Here is a 26,408-nt window from a genome sequence, read left to right on the forward strand (position 1 = left end):
GGCTTCCGGAACTTTGAAAACTTTAAAACTAGAATCCTCATTGCTTTGAACATCAAAAAGGAGAGAACCATGTTGGTCCTCTCCAGGTTATAACTTTTCATCAACCCACTACAGTTGACAAAGAGCCGTTATAACTTTTTATCAACCCACTACAGTTGACAAAGAGCCCATAAAAAATGAACTTGATTCTCAAATCAAGTTCATTTTTTTATAGTTTATTTCCGACATTGATTCGGTTAATAGCACGTTGTAATGCAATCTTAGCACGACGCTCTTGGTCAATCAAGTGTTTGTCTTGTGCTTCTTCGATTTCACGTTCTGCACGAAGTTTGGCACGTTCTGCACGGCTAATATCGATATCACGAGCACGCTCAGCTGAGTCTGCAATAATGGTAATGACATCATTAGCAATCTCAATGATTCCTCCGTTTACTGCTATCCAGTTGACATGAGAATCATCATCAATACGTTTGACTTTAACTTCATCAACTGCTAATACCGCAATCATATTTTGATGTCGTGGCAAGATCCCCATCTCACCATCCAGAGTTCGAACCGATACAAAGCTGGCATGGTGATCATAGACGAGGCCATCTGGTGTCACGATCTGGACAGTTAACTGAGCCATAGATCACCTCTTAAAATCCCATTTTTTCAGCCTTAGCGATAACATCTTCGATTGAACCTACTCCACGGAAGGCATCTTCTGGGAGATGATCGTGTTTTCCGTCAAGAATTTCCTTAAATCCACGAACTGTTTCAGCTACTGGAACATAAGAACCTGGTTGACCAGTAAATTGTTCCGCAACGTTGAAGTTTTGTGAAAGGAAGAACTGAATACGACGGGCACGAGCAACCAAAGTCTTTTCTTCATCAGAAAGTTCATCCATACCAAGGATGGCAATGATATCTTGCAACTCATGGTAACGTTGAAGAACACGTTTAACCTCAGCCGCAACTGCGTAGTGCTCTTCTCCAACAATTTCAGGTGCCAAAGCACGAGAGCTTGAAGCAAGTGGATCAACGGCTGGGTAGATACCTAATTGAACCAATTTACGTTCCAAGTTGGTTGTAGAATCCAAGTGAGCGAAAGCTGTTGCTGGCGCTGGGTCAGTATAGTCATCCGCTGGCACGTAGATAGCCTGGATAGAGGTTACAGAACCTTTCTTAGTTGAAGTGATACGTTCTTGCAATTGACCCATTTCTGTTGCGAGGGTTGGTTGGTAACCAACGGCTGATGGCATACGACCCAAAAGGGCAGATACTTCTGAACCAGCTTGTGTGAAACGGAAAATGTTGTCAATAAAGAGAAGAACGTCTTGGCCTTCTACATCACGGAAATATTCAGCGATTGTCAAACCAGTAAGGGCAACACGCATACGTGCTCCTGGTGGTTCATTCATCTGACCAAATACCATGGCCGTTTTCTCGATAACGCCTGATTCTTTCATTTCCCAGTAGAGGTCGTTCCCTTCACGAGTACGTTCTCCAACACCAGTAAATACTGAGATACCACCGTGTTCTTGGGCAATGTTATGGATCAATTCTTGGATCAAGACAGTCTTACCAACTCCGGCACCACCAAAGAGCCCGACCTTACCACCTTTAAGATATGGGGCAAGAAGGTCGATAACCTTAATCCCTGTTTCGAGGATTTCTGAAGAGGTAGACAACTCATCAAAAGTAGGTGCTTTTTTATGAATTGGCTGGCGCTCTGCGTCTTCTCCAAAAGGAGCTTCCAAGTCAATGGTATCTCCCAAAACGTTGAAGACACGTCCCAAGGTTTCTTTACCTACTGGTACAGAGATTGGACGACCAGTGTCCAATACTTCCATTCCACGAGTTAAACCATCTGTTGATTCCATGGCGATGGTACGAATCATACCATCTCCCAACTCTAAGGCTACTTCAAGGACGATTTTTGTTTTCTTTTCGTCATTTTTGTAGACGACAAGTGCATTGTTAATCTCAGGAAGTTTTTCCCCTGCTGCAAACAAAACGTCTACAACGGGTCCGATAACCTGAGCAATTTTACCTGAACTCATCTCCTTCTCCTATTCTATATAAGATACTATCGGTTCCTAGTTTTGCTAGGTCCTAAGTTCATTTATTTGAGCAGGATGGCTTTATTCTAAAGCGCTAGCTCCTGCCACGATTTCTGTGATTTCTTGTGTAATCGCCGCCTGTCTGGCACGGTTATACTGAATGGTCAAATCATTAATCACTTTTTTAGCATTATCAGTCGCTGTTTGCATGGCTGTCATACCTGCAGCATTTTCAGCTGTCTTGGCATCAATAATAGCACCATAAATCATACTTTCTGCAAACTGTGGTAACAATTGATCCAAGATTTCTTCACGACTTGTTTCAAGGTCAAAGGTCAAGCTATAGTTATCATCTGCTTCATTTGGATCCAAGTCCACGATTGGAAGCATCTGCTCTACACGCATTTGACTTGTCAATGTATTCACGTGGTGGTTGTAGCAAACGTAGAGCTCATCAAAAAGTTCATTTTGATACATTTCAATCGTTTTTGTGATAATCTTACGAACTTCATCAAAGCTTGGTTGACTTGCAAGTCCACGCAATTCATAGATTGGCTGAATACCGCGTGATTTGAAGAAATCGGCTCCCATACCACCGATACAAATGACCTCAAAGTCATCACCTGAAGGATGGTATTCTTGCTGGATTTCCATGACAGCTTTTAAGATTGAAGAATTATATCCTCCAACAAGACCACGGTCAGATGTAATGACGATATAGCCTGTTTTTTTGACGGGGCGACTGATCAACATAGGGTTAGTTGATCCGCCTGCACCATCTCCGTGGAGGATGTCTGTAACTAGTTTACGCACTTTTTGTGCATACACTTGGAAGTTACGAGCTGCTTCTTCAGAACGACCTAACTTAGCTGCAGAAACCATCTGCATCGCGTTAGTAATTTGACTAGTATTTTTTGTTGAGGCGATTTTTGTTTTAATATCATTTAGAGATACTGCCATCTGACACCTCTATTCTTATTGGAAGCTTGATTGATTGAGAAACTCAGTAATCGCAGCATCCAAGACTGCTTCATCTGGCAAGTCTTTTGTTTCACGAATGGTTTCCAAAATTTCAGGATGTTGAGCATCAAAGAACATATGGAACTCTTCTTCGAAACGAACGATATCGTCTACAGGAATTGTATCCAAGAAACCATGTGTCAAAGCATAGAGAATAGTAACTTGTTTCTCAACAGGTAATGGTTTGTGAACAGGTTGTTTCAATACTTCTACAGTACGACGACCACGGTTCAATTTAGCCTGAGTAGCCGCATCCAAGTCAGAACCAAATTTAGTGAAGGCTTCCAACTCACGGTATGAAGCAAGGTCGATACGGAGTGTACCAGCAACTTTCTTCATGGCTTTAATCTGAGCAGAACCACCAACACGCGATACAGAAGAACCCGCATCAATAGCTGGACGGATACCTGCATTAAAGAGACTATCACTTAGGAAGATTTGTCCATCCGTAATAGAGATTACGTTTGTAGCGATATAGGCTGAGATATCTCCGGCTTGTGTCTCAATAAACGGAAGGGCTGTGATAGATCCACCACCCAATTCATCCGAAACTTTAGCTGAACGCTCAAGTAGACGGCTATGAAGGTAGAATACATCCCCTGGGAAGGCTTCACGACCTGGCGGACGACGGAGCAAGAGAGAAAGTTCACGATAAGCTACCGCTTGTTTAGATAAGTCATCATAAACGATCAAGACATGCTTACCTTGGTACATAAATTCTTCGGCCATAGCAACCCCTGCATAAGGTGCAAGGAAAAGCAATGGAGAAGGTTGTGAAGCTGACGCTGTCACAACGATTGTGTAATCCAAGGCTCCATACTGGCGAAGTGTTTCTACTTGTGTACGAACTGTTGATTCTTTTTGACCAATCGCTACATAGATACAAATCATATCTTGACCTTTTTGGTTCAAGATTGCATCGATAGCGATGGTAGTTTTCCCTGTTTGACGGTCACCGATAATCAACTCACGTTGTCCACGACCGATTGGAACAAGGGCATCAATAGCTTTCAAACCAGTTTGCAATGGTTGTGATACTGATTTACGTTGCATAACACCAGGAGCTGGTGCTTCAACTGGACGAGTTTTGTTTGTGTCGATTGGACCAAGTCCATCTACTGGACGACCAAGTGGATCCACGACACGTCCAATCAAGCTATCACCAACTGGAACTTCCATGATTTTTCCTGTACGACGAATGGTATCGCCTTCGCGGATATCTGTAAAGTCTCCAAGGATGATAATACCAACATCTGTTGATTCTAAGTTTTGCGCCATACCATAAGAGCCGTTTTCAAAAATCAACAACTCTCCACTCATGGCATTTTCTAGGCCATGAGCACGCGCAATTCCGTCACCGATGTAGGTTACAACACCAGTTTCAGTCACATCAAAATTGGGTTTGAAATTTTCAATTTGTTGCTTAATTAAAGCGCTGATTTCTTGTGCGTTAATTGCCAAAAGAACACCACTTTCTATTTCAAATTTTCCTTAACAACTTTAAGTTGTTGTTTAATACTAACATCAATTGTCTTGTGATTGGCGATAATAACAAAACCACCGATTAAACTATCGTCGATTTCTTCTTTAATGCTACGCACTTTTAAAGACATCTTTTTCTCGATAATTGGAAGCAAACGGTCTTTTTGTTCATCCGTTAGAGGATGAGCAGACATAATCGTTACTTCAAAACGATTGGTTTCTCTCTCAAGACGGTTTAAACAATCTACAATCACATCATAAAAAAGATTTGATCGATGATTGTACAACAGAACTTGAATGAAGTTTTGTAATAATGGCGATGCAGAATCTTGGAAATAACTGACTGTTTTTTCCTTGTCAGACTCATCCACATCCACCTGAGCCAAAAAAGAAGGCAAGTCTGTTTCTTCAGCGACTTGCTTAATCTGGGTCAAGTCTGAGAAGATAGAATCTTCTTCTCCTTTTTCAATCACCAATTGGACAAAAGGCATGCTGTATTTTTCAATTACCTTTACTGTCTTTTTGTCCATTAAGCTTCTCCTAGCTGATCGATATACTGATCAATGAGTTCTTTATGGGCATGACCGTCAAGGTTTTGTGAGATGATTTTCCCAGCTAGACTAACTGTCAAATCTGCTACCTCACCTTTAACGCTTTGTAAAGCCTCAGCTTTGTTTTGCGCAATTTCTTGGTTAGCTTTTTCTTTCAAGCGACCAGCTTCTAGCTTAGCTTCAGCTAGAATATCTGATTTGCTCTTTTCAGCTGTCTCCTTGGCATTCTCGATGATAGTTTTAGCTTCGCTTCGGCTACCTGCTAATTCATCTTCACGCTTTTGAGCAAGAGTTTCTGCTTTTTGACGAGCTTGTTCAGCACCATCAATATCAGAAGCGATCTTTTCAGCGCGTTCTTCGAAGACACTTGTCAAGTTTGACCATGCGTATTTTTTGACTAAGACGATCAAAAGGATAAAAGAGCCAGCAATTAAAATAAAGTTACCAATCAATTCACCTACTGTTACGTGCATCATTTACTCCTTTCTACTCTTCATCATTAATTTTATTTCCTAGATACATAGAAGACAAGACTGTGAATACATAGGCCTGAACACAGGAAATAAACACAGAAAATGCCGTCCAGACAAGATTGGTAACAAATGCGACTGGATACCAATAAAGTGCCTGATGAGAGAGAGTAATAAGCAAGCTTGCCATCACTTCTCCGGCAAAGATATTCCCGAACACCCGCAAAGCAAGTGATAGGAAATTCGTGACTTCTTCAAGGAGATTCATCGGTGTCATGAAACCTGGGGTTACAAAACCTTTTAGATATTTTTTAACACCGCGACGACGAATTCCTTCAATATGGGTCATCAGGATAATTCCGAATGACAAGGCCAAGTCAAACTGGAGATTTGCTGTTGGCGATGTCCAAAGGTTTGTCCCATCTGTAGTTTGAAGTTTTGCCATCAAACCAAGATTATTTGCGATAACCATAAAAAGAAATAAACACAAGTAAAAGAGTGAGTAATCTTTCATGTACCGTGAACCTACGTTGGGTTCCGTAAATCCGACTACAAAGTCATAGAGATACTCGAGTACATTTTGCTTTCCTTTGGGTTTTACAGTCATATTACGACTTGCCCAATAGATAAAGCCAAAAATAAGTGCCACAGACAACAAAGTCAATGCTGTCAAGGTTAAATCAAAGGTAACAGGACCAATATTGATGGTTGGATTGATACTTTCTTCCATCTAGAATCCTCCCTTTTCCATTTTATACTTCTCTTTATTTGATGATAAATGAAAATACGAGAGTTACAAAGAATGTTCCTTCGATAAAGGCAATCCCCATGATCATCAAACTACGCAATTGAGGGATGATATCTGGTTGGCGTGCTGCAGATTTGAACAAACCGTTCATCAAAAATCCTTCTGCAAGAGATACACCCATACAGGCAAGACATAGACCGAAAAATGTTAAATTCATGACGAATTCTCCTTTTTTAAATTAAATTTACTTCCCTAGTTTAGTCCTAAAATTTGCTTTTGTCAACTTTTTACTAGCATTGAAAGCGTTTCTAATCATTTATTTCTATTTTTACGATTTTCAAGACAATTATATAGAAAATTTTAATGTCTTTTCTGATTATTTTTCTGAAAAGAAAAATCCAAGTTTGGAAACCTGGATTTATCGTTCTTTATTTGAAATAATGGGAATGGTGACTCTGGCAAGCTGGATTAAATGCAGCATTACAATATGGACAGCTACTTTTCTTTGAATATTCCTCATAAGTTAGGGTTTTCTTACAGGAACCACATAAGCTAGGTTTATTCTGTTTAAGTCTTAAAGGGTAGGGAGAAAATGTGTGCTCCTCTAGCGCATTGTGACACTGATAACAGGCATAGTATTTCTTACACTCATTACACTGGAGTGCTACGATATCTTTATCACTATGGTAATGAACACATCTGCTTTCATCATCTACTAGTAATCCATGAGCTTGAACCATTGACTTTCCTTATCTAGGCACGAACTGTAACGCTGGTTCCATCTTCTTTGTAAAGATTGATCAAGCCTTCTTTCAAAGCACGGACCATATCACCTGCTTGTACTGGTTGTGGAACCTTGATGGTCAAGAGTTCCATTGGGTTTGGTGCACGGTCAATCTTGTTACCTTTGGCATCATGAAGGTCTTCGATATAAGTTTCAAAATGGCGGAAACCTGGGCCATAAAACTCAACTTGGTCTCCTTCGTTGATAACGTTACGTTGGCGAATAGTTGCTGTTTGCGTTGCATCATCATAAGCTACTACTTCAGCAACAAACTTGTATTCTGGAATCTTACGACGAGCACCGAATAGTTGTTCGTTTTCAGATGGTGTTCCGTAATAGAAACCTGTAGCCAATTCACGTTGGGCAACCTTCCACATTTCATCAATCAAGTCTTGCTTGATAGCTTCAAACTTTTCAGGACTTTCAAGGTAGGCATCAACGGCAGCTTTGTAGCAGTTTGTCACTGTTGAAACATAGTGGATAGACTTCATACGACCTTCAATTTTAAGACTGTCCACACCATTTTCAATCATATCTGGAATATGGTCAATCATAGACATATCAACCGCAGACATGGAGAATTCTTCAGGAATTTCTCCCTTGAGGCTCTTACGTTCTTTACCAAATGGCATATCGTAAAGGTCATATTTCCAACGGCAAGATTGTGAACATCCACCACGGTTAGCGTCACGCATACTCATATGGTTAGAAAGGGTACAACGGCCAGAATATGAGATACACATAGCTCCATGTACAAAAGCTTCAATCTCAACGTCTGTACGTTTGCGAATTTCTGCCAATTCTTCCATAGAAACCTCACGCGCCAAAACGACACGAGTCAATCCAAGTTCTTTCCAGAATTCAAGAGTTTCATAGTTGGTCGCACTAGCTTGTGTTGAAAGGTGGATTTCAAGTCCTGGTGCTTCTGTTGCTGCAATCATGATTAAGGCAGGGTCAGAAACGATAACCGCTGCAATCCCAATATCACGCAACTTACGGAACCATTCTCCGGCACCTTCTTCATTCCCCTCGTGCATAACCATATTAGCAGCTACATAAACTTTAGCGCCATACTTAGCCGCAAACTGAACTCCTTCTTCCATTTGTTCGAAAGTGAAGTTTCCCGCACGGCTACGTAGACCATAGGCCTGACCACCGATAAAGACAGCATCTGCTCCGTATTGAACAGCTACTTTTAGTTTTTCTAGTGTTCCTGCAGGTGATAGAACCTCAGGACGTTTCAAAGTTTTTGTCATTTTTTCTCCTATTTACAATATAAAAGTTTGACACCAATCTTAACTATTTTATAGTAAACAGGGTTCAAAATCAAGCCTTGAATGATTGTTTAGACAATTTTAATGTTTAGTTTTCTATGAAAACGTTATTGAACAGTTTCAACATTCCAAGTAGTCCATCCCTTGAAACGAATGGCGCCCTTTTGATTCGTTTGGTATATCGAATTCCCAAGTTCTTGGTTACTTTCCCCATTTTTTTCTTTGAATTTTTTCTTCTTGTCTACCGAAATGACCGTGATTTTAGCTTGTAAAGTTTTGAAGACTTCTACATCTCTCTTTTTCTTCGATGCTTGCTGATGACTTATCACTACATCTGCATGGAGTTTTGGATAAGACTTGGTTAAGAACTTCTCCTCTATATTTCCAGTAACTAGAAAGGTTTGGTTTAGTAACTTTCCATACAAGACCATTGAGTCCTTTTCATCACTATTTTGGCTAGTGATTACTTCTAAACTATTCCCAAAAATAGGTAACTGCTGTCCTGTTTTGATAGCCCCTACCTTGACTTTGCTCTCCTTCAGCTTATCCATAAATTCTCTCTTAGATAAAGTTTCTTCAGTTACTAGAATCTCTCCAAGATTGAAGGCTTTACTAATTTCTAACACATGATCTAGTTGCATAGGTTCACTTTTCGTTAAAACAAGCTGATCAATCTTGGCCACTCCTCGACTTTTCAGATAAGGGATTAAACTACGTTTGGCATTGCTGGTAATAGCTTTCTCCTGCCAGACTTCTTTCTTTTCAACTGCTAGCTTTTCACCAACATCCAGTAGTATGGTCTTTCCTGCCATGTCTCTTAGGAAAATGCTTCGCCCCTGTTCCATATCTAGGACTGTGATTTCATTTTCTAGTGGATGCTTGGTTACTAAAAAGAATGAGATAGCAACTATGACAAGCATAGATAGTTTTTTCACATTCTTTCGATAGTCGTAGATGAGAGCTAAAGTAATCAAAAGAAGGATTAAAATCCAAAGACTCGGCTGACCAAAAACAAGAGGCCTCGTAGATAGCTGAGAAATATAGCGTATGATGTTTTCTAACCATTCAAAGAGAAAGTTGAACTGGGTGATGGGATATATAAATGACAGACAGAAGAGAATCGATAAAAGTGGCAATAGGACCATGTCAAACAAGAATGAAAAGACAAATGTCAAGAGAATGGACCACGGTTGAAATTCTGAAAAATAAAAAGATAGAATTGGCAGAATTCCCAAGGAAATAATACAACTCTCCCTAACCAGTCCTTTTATCCCTACTACTTCCTCACCAGTCATTGTCAGGATAAAGGCATAAGCACAGGAAAGAACTCCCCCAGCAGTTAAGAAAAAGTTCGGCATGATAAGAAATAGAATAAGAATCGTTAAAGCAAAATTATCCAGTGACTTAAAGCCATGCTGAGCCAATAGCTTTTGGAGGAGACTACGAATAACAGAGGCTGAAAATCCTGTCAAACCTGCATAGGCTAAGGAGAAGGGATAGGCTAGCCATTTGAACTTCTCTTGCGTCAAGCCCAATCGCAAGAGTGACTTTTTAAAAGCATTCATGAAAAATCCAACCTGCATTCCTGACAAAGCAAAAAGGTGAATAATCCCTAGACTTGAGTAGAGTTCATTCATTTCCTCAAAATCTGTGTCCAAATGCCCCAATAAAAGACCTGTCATATAATTGCGCATGGGATCGGGAAAATTCCTTTTTATCCAGACAACTGCTTTTCTCCGCAAACTTGATAGATTTTCTCCAATATCCCAACTGGAAATTTGCTTTAATTCCACAATTTCGGATATGGTCATAGTCTGATAAATTCCTTGTGTTTTGAGATAGTTTCGATAATCAAAACCCGCAAAATTACTGGCTCCTTGAGGACTAGCTAGCTTGCCTTTCACAACCATTTCATGTAGTTCAGATAAATCTTGAAATTTTTCCTTTTCAACTTCTGACTGGAGTTTATAATAGACCTGAAAGAGTCTGCCCTCAGCCTTGCCACGAAAAGATAAGCTATCACCATTTACTTTGATGGTATCCGATAATATTCTCACTGTATCAACCGTGTCTACAAGATTCCGACTGGCTTCTTCTTGCTGCCATTTTTGAAATAAAAACCAACTCCCAAATATGCTGCAAATCAAGAGGATCTTAGTCACAGTTTTCCATGGAAATTGGAAAAAGAGGCAGACTAGTAAAAAGACAAAGCCCAAAAGTGCTAGAAAGCTTGCTGAAAAGATTGCATAGTAGAGCCATAGCAAAAGAAAACTGAGATAGATTTTTGGAATTGGAAAGCGACTAATCCACTGTAACATACTCTTTTAACTTTTCTATCGTTTTTGCACCAATACCAGAAACCTTTTTGAGCTCATCTACTGACTTAAACTTACCGTTGGAATCACGATGGTCGATAATATCTTGAGCACGTTTAGCACCTAAACCTTTGACTTGTTTCAGTTCCTCTAAACTGGCTTTATTAAGATTGACTTTCTTATTTTCTTTGGTGTTGGAAGCATTTGACTGTGCCTCTTGACTAGTAGCTTCTTCCTTAGTCGGAACATAGACAAGTGCTTCGTCACTAATTCTCTGGGCAAGATTGATAGACTTACTGTCTGCATTATCTGTCAAGCCACCAGCTTTTTGAACAGCATCATTGATTCGACTTCCAACTGGTAAATCATAGATTCCAGGTGATTTAACAGCGCCTTTGACATCGACAGTAATTAGATCTTGCTCCACAACGTCTTCCTTCTGATTTTTATCTTCTTTTTCATCCGTCGAATCCTTTGGAACAGTGGTAACTTCTGTTTGCACCTTTGTTTCTTTAGCAGGTGTCTGAGCGACTGGTTTTAGGAGGAAAAATCCACCCAAGACTAAACCCAAACTAACACAGATAACGATGATTTTATATTCTTTAATTTTCTCAATAAGTTCTTCCATATTTTCTCCTCTCTTAGCTTATTCGTAAGAGAAAGAAAAAACAGCTGAAAAATCTTTTCAACTGCTTACTTATTTGCAAAATAATCTTCCTTGGTTAAAATGTAATGTACACGTGTTACAATTCGTCCTGGTTCTTTATAGTCCATTCTAGCATATGGTTCTTCGTGGGAGAAGTGCATACCTGATTTCTTCATGACTTTTCCTGACGCAGGATTATCCTTATCGTGAAGGGCCGTCAACTTATTCATCCCAATCTTTTCAAAAGCCAGTTCAATTACAGCTCTGTTGGCTTCTGTCGTCAAACCTTGATTCCAATATTTTTGATGGATAATGTAACCAATGGCTGCCTTCTTAAGAACAGTATCCATCTTGTGCAGATCAATGGTTCCGATAAATTCTCCAGTACTTTTTAGTTCAATTCCCCATCGTCCCAATGGATTGGCTAGATAAAACTGGGCAATATTGTTCTTAGTTTCCTCCAGACTTTGATTGGTTGGAAAAGTGTAGCGCGTATTTTCTTTATTTGAAGCATACTCAAACATGGCTTCTGCATCATCGAGCGTTACTGGTCTAAGTACTAAGCGTTCAGTTTCGATGATTGGATGCTTAGCTAGTTTGATAAATAGTGATTCCATGATTGCACCTCCCAAAATAGGTTGCTAAAAGAATAACATAAAAGAAATAGGTTTACAAGTTTTTCTTGCAATTTAAAGCGGTTTCATATACAATAAAGTCATCACAAAAACTCTGAAGAATGATGTGATACATAAATTGAAACAGCGTAATAGAAAGTGAGTTATCCTATGCTAATTGGAATTCCAAAGGAAATTAAAAATAATGAAAATCGTGTTGCTCTGACACCTGCTGGTGTACAGAGTCTTGTTGGTCGTGGCCACCGTGTCCTCATCGAAACAAATGCTGGTCTTGGATCTGGCTTTGCTGATGCTGACTATGAAAAGCAAGGAGCTGAAATTGTCGCAACTGCTGCTGAAGCCTGGGCTGCAGAATTGGTTGTTAAAGTCAAGGAACCCCTTGCTAGTGAGTACCAGTTCTTGCGTGAGGATTTACTTCTCTTCACCTACTTGCACATGGCTGCCGCTCCAGAATTGGCAGATGCAATGCTTGCAGCTAAAACAACGGGTGTTGCTTATGAGACTGTCCGTGATACTCAAGGACAACTTCCACTTCTCGTTCCAATGAGTGAGGTTGCAGGTCGTATGGCTGTCCAAATTGGAGCCCACTTTTTGACTAAACAAGCTGGTGGTTCAGGAGTTCTACTCGGTGGTGTTCCTGGTGTTCCTAAAGGAAAAGTAACCATCATCGGTGGTGGTGTGGTTGGTACTCACGCAGCTCGTATCGCTCTTGGTCTGGGAGCTCAAGTAACTATTCTTGATATCAGCGCTAAGCGCCTCTCTGTCCTAGAAGATGTCTTTGGTCACCAAATCCAAACACTCATGTCTAACCCATTTAATATCGAAGCAAGTGTACGTGAAGCAGACGTTGTGATCGGTGCAGTATTGATTCCTGGTGCCAAAGCACCAAAATTGGTAACAGATGAAATGGTACAACAAATGCGTCCTGGTTCTGTTATTGTTGACGTTGCTGTTGACCAAGGTGGTGTTATAGCGACAGCTGACCGTGTGACAACTCACGATGAACCAGTCTATGAAAAACACGGTGTTCTTCACTATGCCGTTGCTAACATTCCTGGAGCAGTTGCTCGCACATCTACGATTGCCCTTACAAATGTGACTCTTCCTTATATAGAAGCCTTGGCAGGTAAAGGATTTAAGAAAGCTATCCTTGAAGACGCAGGCTTGCTTGAAGGTGTAACAACCTATCAAGGATACCTCACCAGCCAACCAGTTGCAGAAGGCTTGGATCGTGACTTCACTTCAATCAGTGAACTTGTCTAAAATAATTTATAAATTTAAACTACAAAAATAGAATGCTACGTAAAAACTAGCTTCTAAATCTCAAAAACGAGCATTTCCGTTCTTGGAGATGCTCGTTTTCTGATGTCATGGTTTATAATTTAAATTTTGATAGACTCTATTTGCTAATCAATATTGTCAATACTAACCCTTTCAATCAATTCATTAGTTATCAAAACTAAGTTCATTAATAAATCCAAAAAGAGTACCAATAGTAAAGTAAACTAAATAATTGAATTATTGAGTTATAAATGGCTATTTTCACAAAATTGTTTCATCATCACACTATCTCAATACATAAACCATTTTTTCATCCATAGCTTTGGTCTTAATCTTGATCTTTTTTCTTCAATCCAAGAAATGCACCTAAGGTAAACATTATTCCAGCAATGAATGGTGTAAAACCTTCTCTAACTGTTCCGGTTTTTGGCAATCTATCAGAATTGTTAGTATCCGATTTACTATCGATATTGGTATGTTTATTAGCTATATTCTCTGGTTCATTAAGATAAACTTCCTTCTTATTTTCAAAGTTTTTATCATTTTTATCAGGAACTGGAGCTGTAACATCCTTAGTTGAATCAGATCTTTGACTTTCATCTAATTGACTATAATTTACTTGTACAGGAACTGTAGTTTTGATATCTTTAGTTGAATCAGATTTGTGTGAATGATTTTCTCTTTGTAAATCCTCTTTTCTGTGACTTTCATCTAATTGATTATTATTTGCTTGCACCTTATCTTTCTTTTTCGATAAATCAAAAGTAGGTTTATTCTCCTCTTCCTTTTTCTCCTCTATTTTCTTGAATACAGGTTTTATAAGGGTATCTTTTGATAGATTAATAACATAGCCAGCGTCTTTTTTCCCTTCGAAACCAGAAATTTCCCAGCCATCAAATTGATAGCCTTCTTCTAATTCACCCTTATAGACAGGTAAAATGAAATCTTCTTCCGCCACTATCGTTGAACTCATTTCTTTTCCATTTTGAATGGTCACAGTTACTGTATGAGGTTTTAGTTCGCTTACCTCTCCCGTATCTTTGTTTAAAATGAATTCTTTTACGGTCGTATTTCTTGCAAAATCTTTTACAAGAATCTTAATGTTTAGTGTCTTATCTGTTATTTGTTTAATATCATCAAATGATTTGTATTCTTTTCCATTTACATAAATATGTTTGTCTTGAATCTCACCATCGAATCTATTATTTCTTTTATCATTGATGTTAAAGACTACAGATTTTCCGTCAGCATATTCGATACTAGTATTTCCCTTAGGATCAATGTTTACTTCTGGTTTTACATTATCATATAAAAATTGATAGTGTACTCCAACCGCTTTCGCATTCAAATCGCTATAGCCAGTTTGAAGATAAACATTTCCATCCATATCTGTTACCTTATCTGGGAATCCGTTTGCTTTATAGTCTTTCATTCCCCAGTCCATGATGTCACCGTCTTTAACATTGAGCTTAATGTTAAAATCTCTAGTGTTATCAATGTGTAAATCTCCGTAGATTAAATAATTATCTACAACCGATTCATTAACTCTCAACTCCCAGTTAAAACCACCCTTATCAGAAATCTTACCTCTTAAATAGAATTCTGGATTTCGTACATAAATTTTATTAAATTTAGATGGATTAAAGTAGTTCTTGTCCATTGAAAGATTTACTGGTTTTGCATCAATAAATAACGTAGAGCCATCTTCTTTTATAGCTTCTACATTGGACTTATCCTCTCCTGTGTACTCTTTACCATCCTTACCAAATAATACAAGTTTAGAAGAATCTGTCACAAGATTTCCATCTTTATCGATTGCTTCCCCTTTATCATTCATTTTAAATGTAAACACTTGATACCTTACAATGTTAAAGCCGTCCAAAGCCGACATTAATACGGATTGAGTACTTCTTCCATCTTCAACATTTCTACTATCAGCATAAATTATTTTTTCTGATAGGACTCTTAGATTAGGATTGGTCTTTTGGATTTTTGCTATATCTTCCTTATTATAGACTCCATTTCCTTCTAACATATCCGTTTTTCCAGGATTATAGGTAGTCACTTTTAGTGCATAGCCTTTTCTCAGAATGATATTATCCTTTAATAGATATTGTTGTTTTTCTGAATCAGAATAGATTTTACCAGATTCCATGTCCGTTAAATTGTTTGGTTTATTTTTTGAAAGATCTCCTTCTCCTAATTCTATTACATTCCCATAACTTGATGCATAGGGATATTCTGTTTTAGTTTCCTTATTTTTTTCAGGCATTCTAATCTTCGTTTCAGCTTTTATCTGATCATCATCTTTAACAAAGAATCTCATATCTCCTGCAAAAGCTAATCCATCCACAATATCATTAATATTAGCGTATAAATCAAATGTCATCGTTTTTGAGTGGGAATCATACTTGGTCGTTTTGATTTCTATAGATTTATAGTTATTTCCATAATATACCTTAGCATTTTTAGAAACATTACTGATCTTTCCAAGAATTTCAAAGTGTCCATCTTTAGACGGGCTTAGAACACCATAAATTTTTGATTTGATTTCGTCAAGCTTTTCAGTTTCATATTCTAATTCACTACCATCGTCATAAGCAATGATATTTCCCTTATCATCGTATTTATAATCGTATTCTTCTGTCCTCTTACCAGTTTCACTTGTAAAGTCATCAACTTCTCTAAATTTCTTTTTAATGAGTTTCTTTAAGTCTTTGCTTTCAAAATCTCTAATTGTTGAAATAGTTTTATGAATAGTCAAGCTAGATTTTTCTTCGATAGACTCTTCATTTTCTTGATGATGATGTTCTACCTCAGTTGTATCTTTTTTAAGATTATCCTCTTTTCTATTTTCTAAATTTTTAAATTTAGATTCGGAAATCTCGCCAAGTTTTTGGTATTTAGATGAATCTTGATCAGGATCTACTAAATAATAGGAAATCATCCCCTTTTCATCAGCATGATCAGCAAATTTAATTCTATGAATCTTTGTGAAATTGCTAGAACCATCTAATGCAATGACTTCAATGATTTTTCCTCTTAAATCTCCTGCACCATTAATTTCATAAATGGTATTTCCGTCTTTGTCAAGTTTCCTATTTCTTCCTTGACCCTCACCTGCGTAAGTTACTTCAAGATTTTTCTCAACCTCTCCATCTTCATTAACCAGAGCGGCGCCAGCATACCAAACTTCGTTTGCAATCTCGTCAAATTTTTCAGGATGTTCTTTCTGATCTCTCGCAAATAGAGTTTCATTCTTGTATTGCTCTTTTACCTTGTGATAAGTATCCTTTGTAATCAACTTAATTTTTTCAGGATTTGAAAAATCAATTGAAACAATCTTAGGAGCTGTGTTATCAATTTTTACAGGAATATAGGAAACCTGCCATGGGTAATCCTTGGTTAATCTATATTTAAATTTATAGAAATATTGACCTTCTGCAATCGGTTCAAATTGACCTCTTATCCTAGTAGCTGGATCTTTGGTATCCTTGATTTCTGGTGCATTTTCTTCTTTCCCTCTAGGATTATAAATGAGTCCATCCCATTTCAAGTCGCCCCAAACTTTTAGCTTAGAAGATTTGATTCCCTTTGCATCATTTCTTTTAGAGTTTAAAATTCCTTTAACAAAGTGTTCTCTCGAAATGACTTTTAAGTCTCTTTGATTTTCTCCCTCTTTATTTGTATTTACTATTGAAATCATTCCTTCTTCTGCACTTCTTAATACAAGTGGAGAAGGTGTTAATCCTCTCTCAAGTTGAGCATCTTGAGGATTTCCATTTGAATCTAAAGGATAAATTTTAGCAATATTAGAACCACTTGATGATGGTGCGTTGATCCCTTCGTTATTGAAAGCAAATAATTCTGGATTTTGATCTAGGGATGTTGTATTTTTATCTTTTCTATTTTGTATAACTCCTGCTGGATTAAATTTATCTATACCATGTTCTCCACCAATCCCCTTATTTAAGGTTCCTGGAATTTTTGGTTTACCATCATCATCATAACCTTCCATTGTTTTTGATTTTGAACCTTCTTCCCAGGCCCATTTATCAAGGATTGGTTCGTGGTTCCAATTTCCAGCAAACCCCATTAGAGGCATCGATAAAGAAGGTTGGAAATTTGTTTTCTTCCCATTGGAGTTTAGAGCTTCCATTTCTTCCACTGACTCAAAATGAATAAATGATTCTACAAATTTATTTTTATTTTTAGCCTCTCCAACGTTTATAACCGCATTTAAATCAAAGCTAGAATTTGGGCCTATAGTGAAAGTGTCATGCTCAAATGTAATATTTGCATCTTTTACTTTCTCTGGGTGAATTTCTGGAACAATTTGCTTACCATCTGGAGATTTTTCATCTTTGTATGTTTCATCCAGTTTTAGTCTATCAGTTAGAGCATCTGTAGTTACTGCTGATGCTGAAACTTTAAAGGTTAAAGGTCTGTTTGATGTATTGTGAAGCTTAATTGTAAAGTATTTTTTATCTCCTTTTATTTCTTTAAGAGAAACAGAACCATAAGAGTTTACCAAACCTTTAGAATCCGTGTTTTTGAAAGTCGCTACAACTTCATTTCTCAAAGCATTGGCAACATTAATTAGACCTGCTCCCTGTTGTCTAGGTGATGCAAAGTATTGACTTTTTTCTTTCCAAGAAGTCGCATCCATCATAGGCCGTGCAGTATTTTGTAGGGCTATTTTTGTAAGACTTGTAAGGTCTATTTTGTCATCTCCCTTAAGATTTTTCAAGGCAGGTCTTTCAAGCATTTCCTTTAACTTTGGTCTAATCAAAACAGTAGAAGCTGCCACGATTGGAGTTGCCATACTAGTCCCTGACATATAACCATAAGTTGATTTCCCATTAATGACATTGAGAGTGGATTTAATATTTTTACCTGGTGCTGAGACATCAGGCTTTAAAAGTAAATCTGTTCTCGGTCCCCAAGATGTGGATCCTGCTGGAACGATGATATCTTCTTTATACAATTCTTTGTCTGTGTCAGGTGCAAACTTAAAGTCAATCTCTTTTTCGTCACCTACATTCGGTTTATTAGAATTATAGCTGGCCATATCAATTGGATAGTATTGCTCCAATTTATCTTTGAAATCTTCCTTACTATTTCTTTTTATCTCAGTTTTTTTATCAGGATTAATCATGTTCCATAGCTTTACACCATCATCTCCTGAAATTGAAAATACTTGACTAGTAGTTCCTTCATCCTCCTCATATCCCATAGCTGGAAGCTCTGTCCAATTATCTCTATTGTAGTAATTTACAGTATTTACAACCATAATGCCACGTGCGCCCTTATCCGTAGCTCGTTTAAAAGCATCTTTTAAATCCTTGGTATAAATTCTATCCATTACTGCAATTTTGCCTCTAAGATCCAATCCTATCAAATCTTGGTCTTGACCCTTGCCTATATATACAAATTTCAATTTATCAGGAGCTTTTGAACCGTCTTCATTTGTTGTGATTTTATTCTTATCGAAAAAGGCCCCTATATTTCTGTATTTAAAATTTTCTCCACCTATATTGACTTTATCAAACTCAACTGTCTGATTTTTAGCAGAAGCGACCGCTATCGCATCTTCATGTGCTGCAGTTCGCGTTACATTTCCAGTATCTGTCATTTTCAGATTATTATTTGCCACTAAATCCCATGAAGAACTTGAAGCAGAAGTCGCATAGTTACCCGTAGCTACAACCATTGGAATGCCTGCTTTTCTTAACGCTCTAATAGCTTCCCAATATTTCTCACCTACAAGACCTGTTCCTGTAAAGCCAGATGATACCGAAACAACATCGACATTGTGTTTGATCGAATCTTCAATAGCATGAAACATTGTTTCATCTCCTGCGAAGCCAGATCCTGCGTCAGAGTACATTTTATAAGAGAAGATCTGTGCATTAGGAGCAATTCCATCTATGCCGTTAAAGTTTTTAATATCTTTTTCAGTATCATTTCCCGCAAGAATCCCTGCAATATGCATTCCATGTGGATCAAAATAATCGCTTCCATCATCAGCTTTTTCTACAGTAATTTTACCACCATTATAATAATTGAACGCATGAGGGATTTTATCACTCAACCAGAAATTTTTATCAGTACCTTTTAAGTCTTCTTTTTTAAATCTCATTGAGCCTTTAGCATCATCATCAATCCTCATGGCCTTATGCCTATAATCTGTCCCGGTATCGATATTTGAAATGACCATACCTCTACCATCAAAATTTTTACCAAATGGAGCATTGATAGACTTTAGGTAATCAATTGCCTCTTCAACTCCAATTTCCTTCCTAGCATGATTCATCATTGGCTGGACTTTTTGTGATCGTTCAACCGATGAGATACCTTCTATTAGTTTAATTTTGTCCAGATTATCTGGAGTTGTTTCTATTGCAACACCATTAAAAACCGTATCATAAGTATATAAAACGTTTGTATCCTTAAGATTGGATAATTCCTTGATTGCTTTTTCTCCAGATTCTTTATCTTTAAATTCAGCAATATAGACAAGTTTATCCTCTTTTTTGGGACTTTCTGGGTCTTTACTTGCAGACGAGTCCGCTTTATCTCCTTGGGATTGATTGGAATCTTCTTTGATTGTTGCTTCTTCATTGCTAGTTTTATTATCAATCTCAGGATTTTTACTAACAACTTCTTTTGCCTCAATAACTGTTGTTTTCTTCTCTTCAGTATCCTTTGAAGTTTCTATAGCATTATGAATATTTCCATGTTTTTCTTTATTTTCTGCTTCCTTATCTACTACAACTTTTTCTGTATCAGAGATATTTAAAGCATCTTCAGAGCTAGATATGTCTGCTAAAACTACCTCATTAGGGACATATGCTGCTAAAATAACTGCAGCTGTGGTTAGTGACAATACTGTACTTTTTTTCATTTTAATTCCTTACATATTTATTTAACTTCCGATAGATAGAAAACTTTAACTTTGCTAGCCTTTGTTATAAAAAGTTTTATGAAGTATTATCTAGGAAATAGAGTAGTACATTTATATATAATTGTTAGCTCTCTGAAAAATAGTATATCAATTAAAAAAATTTAAGTCAAGAAAAAATTAACATACATTAATTTTTTTATTAACATGTGTTAATTTTATAGAACCCAAAGCTTTCGTGGTTAACTGGAATACATTATAAATACATTCACACCATCAAAAGTAGTAGCAATCAAGTTGAACCACTACTAAAACCACCAAAAACTCAGTTAAGTTTGGAAGTGAATCTTGCCTACGATATTCCATCAACTCACGAAGCGAGAATGATTAGCCCATTTGTTGACAATATCCCTTAGTCAAGTATTACTGAAATAGACCTCTCACACTGGCCGCCCTGCCTTTCATCCAACCATGCTCATGAAGATGACCATATTCGCTTATGGTCGTCAAGTGTTCTTTGGACGTAAAATCGTTCAAATGAACGAAGAAGTCATTCCCATGAAATGGTTGAGCCAAGATACCTATGTTAGCTATAAAACGATTAATAACTTCCGCTCCAGTAAACATGCCAACAACCTAATCAAAATTGACTAAAAAGTACTAAACGAGCACAGATACGCCAATGAACTGGGAATATCTTGAGGACACGGACCAGTTTATAAATCCCGACGACCTAGTTTATTCCTTTAAGAACTACTCTAGTCAAACCGATAAGTATGATTTTCAACGTGATTTCAAGATTTATGAGGCGGATAAAGTTCAAGACACTCCTGAGTTAGAACAGTTGGCTAAAACAGATAGTGGGAATCAGAAACAAATCCATTATAATCCAACTTGGAATTGCTTTAAGGAACTCCTTACGCAAACATTACATAGTGAAGAAGGCTCTCAAATTTACGCCAAACGGAAAATTGATGTTGAACCCGTTTTTGGTAGTTTTCGGCGTGCGCAGAGTGCATGTCAGAGGCAAACAAGCCGTCTCAATAGAGATAGCATTCATCTTCATGAGCATGAATCACACCAAATTAGCAAAGCATCTAGCATCTAAAACGTCCACCTATTCAAAAACCACACAGTGTTTCTTTCAGCTTGATTGTATTCAAGACTGAAATCACTGTGTGGTTTTATTGGAGAGCTAGTTTTTGCCCAACCTTTCTCTTTATTCTGTTTCTTCTTCACTTTCTTCAGCTTTGACAGGTAGAGGTTCATAGGCTCTAATAATCTGAGCAACGACTGGATGGCGAACCACATCCTTGGCTGAGAAATGAACAAAGTCAATCTGATGAATGTTCTTGAGTTTTTCTTGGGCATCAATCAAACCAGACTTTACATTACGCGGTAGGTCAATCTGACTAATATCCCCATTGACAATCATCTTAGAATTAAATCCAAGGCGTGTCAAGAACATCTTCATCTGCATGATGGTCGTATTTTGCGCCTCATCGAGAATGACAAAGGCATCATCCAAGGTTCGTCCACGCATGTAAGCAAGGGGTGCAATCTCAATAATTTCACGTTCCATGAGACGGGTTGTTTGATCCTTCCCAAGAATCTGGTACAAGGCATCATAAACTGGACGAAGATAAGGATCTACCTTTTCTTTCAAATCACCAGGTAGAAATCCTAGGCTCTCTCCTGCTTCTACTGCTGGACGTGTCAGTATGATTCGCTTGACTTGTCCACGCTTGAGGGCTGTTACGGCCAAAGTCACTGCTAAGAAGGTCTTACCTGTTCCTGCCGGCCCAATACCAAAGGTCACATCGTGTTGCTTGACACTATCCACATAAAGCTTTTGACCCAGGGTCTTAACACGGATGGGCTTACCTGTATTATCCTTGATAATTTCTTCTTCATAAAGGGCGACAAACTTATCGATTTCATTATTCTTAACCATTGTAATGGCTGTCACCACATCCGGAGTTCCAACAGTCATTCCACGATTGACCAAGACCATCAAGGCTTGGATAACTTGGCGGGCTTCCTCACAAGCAGGCTCTTCACCCAAAACCTGCACAATCTCCGTACGAGCATGAATCACCACATCGAGCTCTTCTTCCATCAAACGAAGATGGCGCTCATTGGAACCAAAAAGATGAAACAGGTCATCTGGATGACTCAGTTGAATGTCAATTGAATGTTCCTTCAAATAAAGAACCTCTCTAACTCTTTTAATTTTATATAATGTTTCGTTTGCTTTTAGTAGTTAAAAAGTCGATTAGGACCTAGTAAAAGTTAAACTGAATGACTATATTATAGCAAAGAGGCTGAGAAATTACTATTCCCAACCCCATCTAGTGGTCTTAATGTTCTAGATATTCTTGCCAAATTCGATCAAAGTCTCCCATATTAAAGGAAAAGCTAGCATGTTCCTCTAAGAAACGACTGACTTGATCGAAATCATCTGTATGCTTTGGGAAGGCAGACTCCTCAAAAGCCAAATCCGCTAAAATTGCTTTGGGACTATTGCTTTTAGGATTGCGCTCGGTCATCAGCCAAGTATAAAATGATTTTCTCATAAGCCTCCTAAATCAACTCTGTGCCGAACTGATCTTGCTTGATTTTGCCAGCCTTCATCAAACCACCGAGTGCTTTTTTAAACTGACCTTTTGAAATACCGAAAGTAGCCTTGATATCATCTGGTGATGACTTATCATTCAAGGTCATGAAGCCACCATTGCTTTCCAAATAAGTCAAGATCATCTGCGCATCATTTTCCAACATCTCAAAAGAGCGTGGTTTTAAAGAGAGATTAAGCGTTCGGTCAACCTCACGGAAACCAATGACACGCGCATCTAGCACTTGGCCCAAACGTGGTTCTGCATAGCGCTCACTTGGATGGATAAATCCAAGCATGTTGTTCTCAGGTAAATAGACAAAGGTTCCTGATAATTTGAGACGGTAAACAATGGCAGGCCAATTTTGATTCTGCATGTTATTGTAGGCAGGACGTGCCAATCGTTGGAAATCTTCCTGATAAGCTAAGATTCCCCAGATACGGTCCTTCTTATCCACTTCTAGACGAATATAAAGTCGATCACCTTTCTTTGGCCAGAGCTCTTTAAGTTCAGGAAGAACATCTAGTGACACAACGATTTCCTTGTCAGGAAGTCCTGTATCGACAAAAACCCCAAGGTCCTTACGAACCTCTGTTACGGTTCCCCAACCAAATTGTTCCTGAGTTGCAGTCACTTCTGTAGTAGTGAGGCGCAATTTTTGCTTCATATCTGTGTAAGCAAAACCTTTGACCGTATCACCAACTGTATGCTGACCTTCTTCTTTAGCTAGGGCATATGTTTGACCATCCTTTTGAACAAAGTAAAAACGGTCATTTTCATCGATGATGAGTCCAACGATAAAATTTGCAAGATTTGTATTCATATTTCCTTCTTTCGAATAAAACTCAGCCAGCAATGCCAACTGAGTTTTTCTGTTTATTTCTTAGACTTCCAAGATTTCTTTTTCTTTGTTGGCAGTCATTTCGTCGATGTGTTTAACAGCATCGTCTGTTGCTTTTTGAATATCTTTTTCAAGAGTCTTCAATTCGTCTTCAGTGATTTCTTTTGCTTTTTCTTGTTTCTTAGCTTCGTCCATAGCATCACGACGGATATTACGGATAGCAACTTTAGCATTCTCACCCACTTTTTTCACTTCTTTAGCAAGGTCGCGACGAGTTTCTTCTGTGAGAGCTGGGATTACCAAGCGAATAACAGAACCATCGTTAGCTGGTGTGATACCTAGGTCTGAAGCATTCAAAGCACGTTCGATGTCTTTCAAAGATGATTTGTCAAATGGTGTTACCAACAAGACACGCGCTTCTGGGATTGTGATAGAAGCAATTTGGTTAAGTGGTGTTTCAACACCATAGTACTCAACGTGGATGCGGTCAAGCAAGCTAGCATTAGCACGGCCAGCACGAATACTTCCAAACTCACGAGCAAGTGAGTGGTGAGATTGGGTCATTCTCTCTTTTGCTTTTTCTACGATTGCGTTTGCCATAATGATTTCTTATTCCTTTTCTTCGATATTATTTGAAACTGTAGTTCCGATATTTTCACCAAATACAACACGTTTAATATTTCCTGGTTGGTTCATGTTGAAAACAACCAAGTCAATATCATTGTCCATTGAAAGTGTTGAAGCTGTTGAGTCCATGATACGGAGACCTTTATTAATGACGTCACGGTGAGTCAACTCTTCAAATTTAACAGCTGTCTTATCTTTTTTAGGATCAGCATTGTAGACACCATCAACCCCATTCTTAGCCATCAAGATAGCGTCCGCTTCAATCTCAGCTGCACGAAGAGCCGCTGTTGTATCTGTTGAGAAGTATGGTGAACCAATTCCCGCACCAAAGATAACAATGCGTCCTTTTTCAAGATGACGAAGGGCACGACCACGAACGTAAGGTTCTGCTACTTGTTGCATGGCAATGGCTGTTTGAACACGTGTATCCACACCAACTTGTTGCAATGAATCTGCCATCACAAGAGCATTCATAACGGTTCCAAGCATTCCTGTATAGTCTGCTTGTACACGATCCATTCCAGCTTCTGCTGCAGGTTCTCCACGCCAGAGATTTCCTCCACCAATAACAAGGGCAATCTCAATACCTAAGTTATGTACTTCTTGAATTTCTTGAGCCATTGCTTGAACTGTTTTAATATCAATTCCGACACCACGTTCGCCAGCAAGGGCCTCACCTGATAACTTAATCAAAATACGTTTATATTTGGGTTCCACCTGACTTCGCTCCTTTATTTTATTCAAACTATTTTATCACATTTTTTGAGAATTTTATAGTCTCATGAGTTATTCTTTTGAAAATTTTAAACGGATAAATAGTTTTCCAAATCAGCCAAGGCACGCTCTGCAATTTTTTCATAACGAGCCTTCTTATCACGAATGCGGTCGCCTTCCAATTCCTTGATAATTCCGAAATTGACGTTCATTGGTTGGAAGTGTTTACTGTCAGCATGGGTGATGTAATGGGCTAGACTTCCAATTGCAGTCGTTTCTGGGAAAATAGCAGGACTTTCTCCCTTGAAAAGACGAGCTGCGTTAATACCAGCTACTAGACCTGATGCCGCTGACTCAACATAGCCTTCCACACCCGTCATCTGACCAGCAAAGAATAGATTTGGCTGTTTCTTAGAACGATAAGTCTGCTCAAGAAGATTTGGTGAATCCATGTACGAATTACGGTGCATAACACCATAGCGAACAAACTCAGCGTTTTCAAGACCTGGAATCATTTGGAAGACACGCTTCTGCTCTCCCCATTTGAGGTGAGTTTGGAAACCAACGATGTTATAAAGACTACCTGCTGCATTATCTTGACGAAGTTGAACGACTGCATAAGGTGTTTTAAAGTCACCATCGCGTGGTCCTTCGTAATCATCTGGATACTCTAGGCCAACTGGTTTCATAGGACCATAGAGCATAGTTTTGATACCACGTTTGGCCATGACTTCAATCGGCATACAACCTTCAAAGTACTTTTCTTTTTCAAAAGAGTTAAGAGGTGCTTCTTCTGCATTAACCAAGGCTTCATGGAAATCCATAAACTCTTGCTTGGTCATCGGAGCATTGAGATAGGCAGCTTCTCCCTTATCATAACGAGATTTGAGATAAACCTTGTTCATATCGATTGTATTGACATCCACAATAGGCGCTGCAGCATCGTAAAAATAAAAACCGTCACCGCCATTAAGAGCGTGAATTTTCTCAGCAAGAGCATCACTAGTCAAAGGACCAGTCGCTACAACTGTAATAGCATCCGTTGGCAATTCTGTAATTTCGTCACGAACGACCTCAATCAAGGGATGGTTGGCAATCTTTTCAGTAACCATTTGAGAAAAACCGTCACGGTCCACCGCAAGGGCCCCACCTGCAGGAACACGTGTAGCTTCTGCTGATTCCAAGATAACAGAACCCAAGCGACGCATTTCTTCCTTGAGAAGACCAACAGCATTGGTCAAAGCATCTCCACGAAGAGAATTAGAACAAACTAACTCAGCAAAATTGTCTGTTTTGTGCTGGGGTGTAGGCTTGACACCACGCATTTCATAAAGTTTAACTGGAATACCACGTTCTGCAATTTGGTAGGCTGCTTCAGACCCTGCCAAACCTGCTCCGATAACATTGATATAAGATTGAGACACGACACTAATACCTCTTTGGGTGGAACCTAAGT

Annotated in this window: 21 protein-coding genes and 1 pseudogene; 2 read left to right on the plus strand and 20 right to left on the minus strand. The window is 38.5% G+C overall.

Annotated features, from left to right (window positions below; all coding sequences use genetic code 11):
- Positions 1-208: 208 nt before the first annotated feature.
- From QEZ38_RS06840 to QEZ38_RS06900, 13 genes are all read right to left on the minus strand, one after another.
- Positions 209-628, minus strand: a complete 420-nt coding sequence (locus QEZ38_RS06840) for a F0F1 ATP synthase subunit epsilon (protein ID WP_049503620.1) — start codon at positions 626-628, stop codon at positions 209-211.
- A gap of 10 nt (positions 629-638) precedes the next feature.
- Positions 639-2,045, minus strand: a complete 1,407-nt coding sequence (gene atpD / locus QEZ38_RS06845) for a F0F1 ATP synthase subunit beta (protein WP_000094353.1) — start codon at positions 2,043-2,045, stop codon at positions 639-641.
- A gap of 81 nt (positions 2,046-2,126) precedes the next feature.
- Positions 2,127-3,005, minus strand: coding sequence for a F0F1 ATP synthase subunit gamma (locus QEZ38_RS06850; protein ID WP_045763457.1), 879 nt, complete (start codon positions 3,003-3,005; stop codon positions 2,127-2,129).
- A gap of 15 nt (positions 3,006-3,020) precedes the next feature.
- Positions 3,021-4,526 (minus strand): F0F1 ATP synthase subunit alpha, encoded by a 1,506-nt coding sequence (gene atpA, locus QEZ38_RS06855; RefSeq protein ID WP_049503616.1) that lies wholly within the window; start codon positions 4,524-4,526, stop codon positions 3,021-3,023.
- Positions 4,527-4,540: 14 nt separating this feature from the next.
- Positions 4,541-5,077, minus strand: a complete 537-nt coding sequence (locus QEZ38_RS06860; protein ID WP_281335426.1) for a F0F1 ATP synthase subunit delta — start codon at positions 5,075-5,077, stop codon at positions 4,541-4,543.
- Positions 5,077-5,571, minus strand: coding sequence for a F0F1 ATP synthase subunit B (gene atpF / locus QEZ38_RS06865; RefSeq protein ID WP_281335427.1), 495 nt, complete (start codon positions 5,569-5,571; stop codon positions 5,077-5,079). The genes QEZ38_RS06860 and atpF overlap by 1 nt, the downstream gene beginning before the upstream one ends.
- A 13-nt stretch (positions 5,572-5,584) precedes the next feature.
- Complete coding sequence (atpB, locus tag QEZ38_RS06870) at positions 5,585-6,298, minus strand: F0F1 ATP synthase subunit A (RefSeq protein WP_000392856.1); 714 nt, start codon at positions 6,296-6,298, stop codon at positions 5,585-5,587.
- A 34-nt stretch (positions 6,299-6,332) separates the two neighbouring features.
- A complete protein-coding gene (locus QEZ38_RS06875) occupies positions 6,333-6,533 on the minus strand; it encodes a F0F1 ATP synthase subunit C (protein ID WP_001054552.1) in 201 nt (66 codons plus the stop codon).
- Between the two features lie 211 nt (positions 6,534-6,744).
- Positions 6,745-7,056: a CHY zinc finger protein gene (locus tag QEZ38_RS06880; protein WP_281335428.1), complete on the minus strand. Its 312-nt coding sequence runs from the start codon at positions 7,054-7,056 to the stop codon at positions 6,745-6,747.
- A 13-nt stretch (positions 7,057-7,069) separates the two neighbouring features.
- Positions 7,070-8,356 (minus strand): peptidase U32 family protein, encoded by a 1,287-nt coding sequence (locus QEZ38_RS06885; RefSeq protein ID WP_000169115.1) that lies wholly within the window; start codon positions 8,354-8,356, stop codon positions 7,070-7,072.
- 125 nt (positions 8,357-8,481) lie between these two features.
- The gene (locus tag QEZ38_RS06890) at positions 8,482-10,692 is read right to left on the minus strand and encodes a ComEC/Rec2 family competence protein (protein WP_281335429.1); all 2,211 of its coding nucleotides are present in this window, start codon (positions 10,690-10,692) and stop codon (positions 8,482-8,484) included.
- A complete protein-coding gene (locus tag QEZ38_RS06895; RefSeq protein WP_281335430.1) occupies positions 10,676-11,317 on the minus strand; it encodes a helix-hairpin-helix domain-containing protein in 642 nt (213 codons plus the stop codon). The genes QEZ38_RS06890 and QEZ38_RS06895 overlap by 17 nt, the downstream gene beginning before the upstream one ends.
- Positions 11,318-11,382: 65 nt before the next feature.
- Positions 11,383-11,952: a GNAT family N-acetyltransferase gene (locus tag QEZ38_RS06900; RefSeq protein ID WP_281335431.1), complete on the minus strand. Its 570-nt coding sequence runs from the start codon at positions 11,950-11,952 to the stop codon at positions 11,383-11,385.
- A gap of 168 nt (positions 11,953-12,120) precedes the next feature.
- Between QEZ38_RS06900 and ald the strand changes: the two genes are divergently transcribed.
- On the plus strand, positions 12,121-13,233 hold the full coding sequence (ald, locus tag QEZ38_RS06905) for an alanine dehydrogenase (protein WP_281335432.1): 1,113 nt from the start codon (positions 12,121-12,123) through the stop codon (positions 13,231-13,233).
- Positions 13,234-13,579: 346 nt separating this feature from the next.
- On the opposite strand, the gene QEZ38_RS06910 is transcribed toward ald, so the two are convergent.
- Entirely contained in the window at positions 13,580-20,158 is a 6,579-nt protein-coding gene (locus QEZ38_RS06910) for a S8 family peptidase (RefSeq protein WP_281335433.1), read from the minus strand.
- A 272-nt stretch (positions 20,159-20,430) separates the two neighbouring features.
- Between QEZ38_RS06910 and QEZ38_RS06915 the strand changes: the two are divergent.
- Positions 20,431-21,409: pseudogene (locus tag QEZ38_RS06915) on the plus strand (transposase).
- Here QEZ38_RS06915 and QEZ38_RS06920 read toward each other — a convergent pair.
- From QEZ38_RS06920 to trmFO, 6 genes are all read right to left on the minus strand, one after another.
- Positions 21,375-22,361 (minus strand): PhoH family protein, encoded by a 987-nt coding sequence (locus QEZ38_RS06920; RefSeq protein ID WP_281335434.1) that lies wholly within the window; start codon positions 22,359-22,361, stop codon positions 21,375-21,377. The pseudogene QEZ38_RS06915 and the gene QEZ38_RS06920 sit on opposite strands and share 35 nt — an antisense overlap.
- Positions 22,362-22,515: 154 nt before the next feature.
- Positions 22,516-22,731, minus strand: a complete 216-nt coding sequence (locus QEZ38_RS06925) for a YozE family protein (protein ID WP_001232087.1) — start codon at positions 22,729-22,731, stop codon at positions 22,516-22,518.
- A 7-nt stretch (positions 22,732-22,738) separates the two neighbouring features.
- Positions 22,739-23,593, minus strand: a complete 855-nt coding sequence (cvfB, locus tag QEZ38_RS06930; RefSeq protein ID WP_281335435.1) for an RNA-binding virulence regulatory protein CvfB — start codon at positions 23,591-23,593, stop codon at positions 22,739-22,741.
- 60 nt (positions 23,594-23,653) lie between these two features.
- A complete protein-coding gene (gene frr / locus QEZ38_RS06935; protein ID WP_001262232.1) occupies positions 23,654-24,211 on the minus strand; it encodes a ribosome recycling factor in 558 nt (185 codons plus the stop codon).
- 9 nt (positions 24,212-24,220) lie between these two features.
- Positions 24,221-24,955, minus strand: coding sequence for a UMP kinase (pyrH, locus tag QEZ38_RS06940; protein ID WP_000433488.1), 735 nt, complete (start codon positions 24,953-24,955; stop codon positions 24,221-24,223).
- Between the two features lie 86 nt (positions 24,956-25,041).
- On the minus strand, positions 25,042-26,376 hold the full coding sequence (gene trmFO / locus QEZ38_RS06945; RefSeq protein WP_281335436.1) for a methylenetetrahydrofolate--tRNA-(uracil(54)-C(5))-methyltransferase (FADH(2)-oxidizing) TrmFO: 1,335 nt from the start codon (positions 26,374-26,376) through the stop codon (positions 25,042-25,044).
- Positions 26,377-26,408: the final 32 nt, after the last annotated feature.

The organism is Streptococcus taonis (assembly GCF_029948085.1).
In the GTDB taxonomy this organism is placed as follows: domain Bacteria; phylum Bacillota; class Bacilli; order Lactobacillales; family Streptococcaceae; genus Streptococcus; species Streptococcus taonis.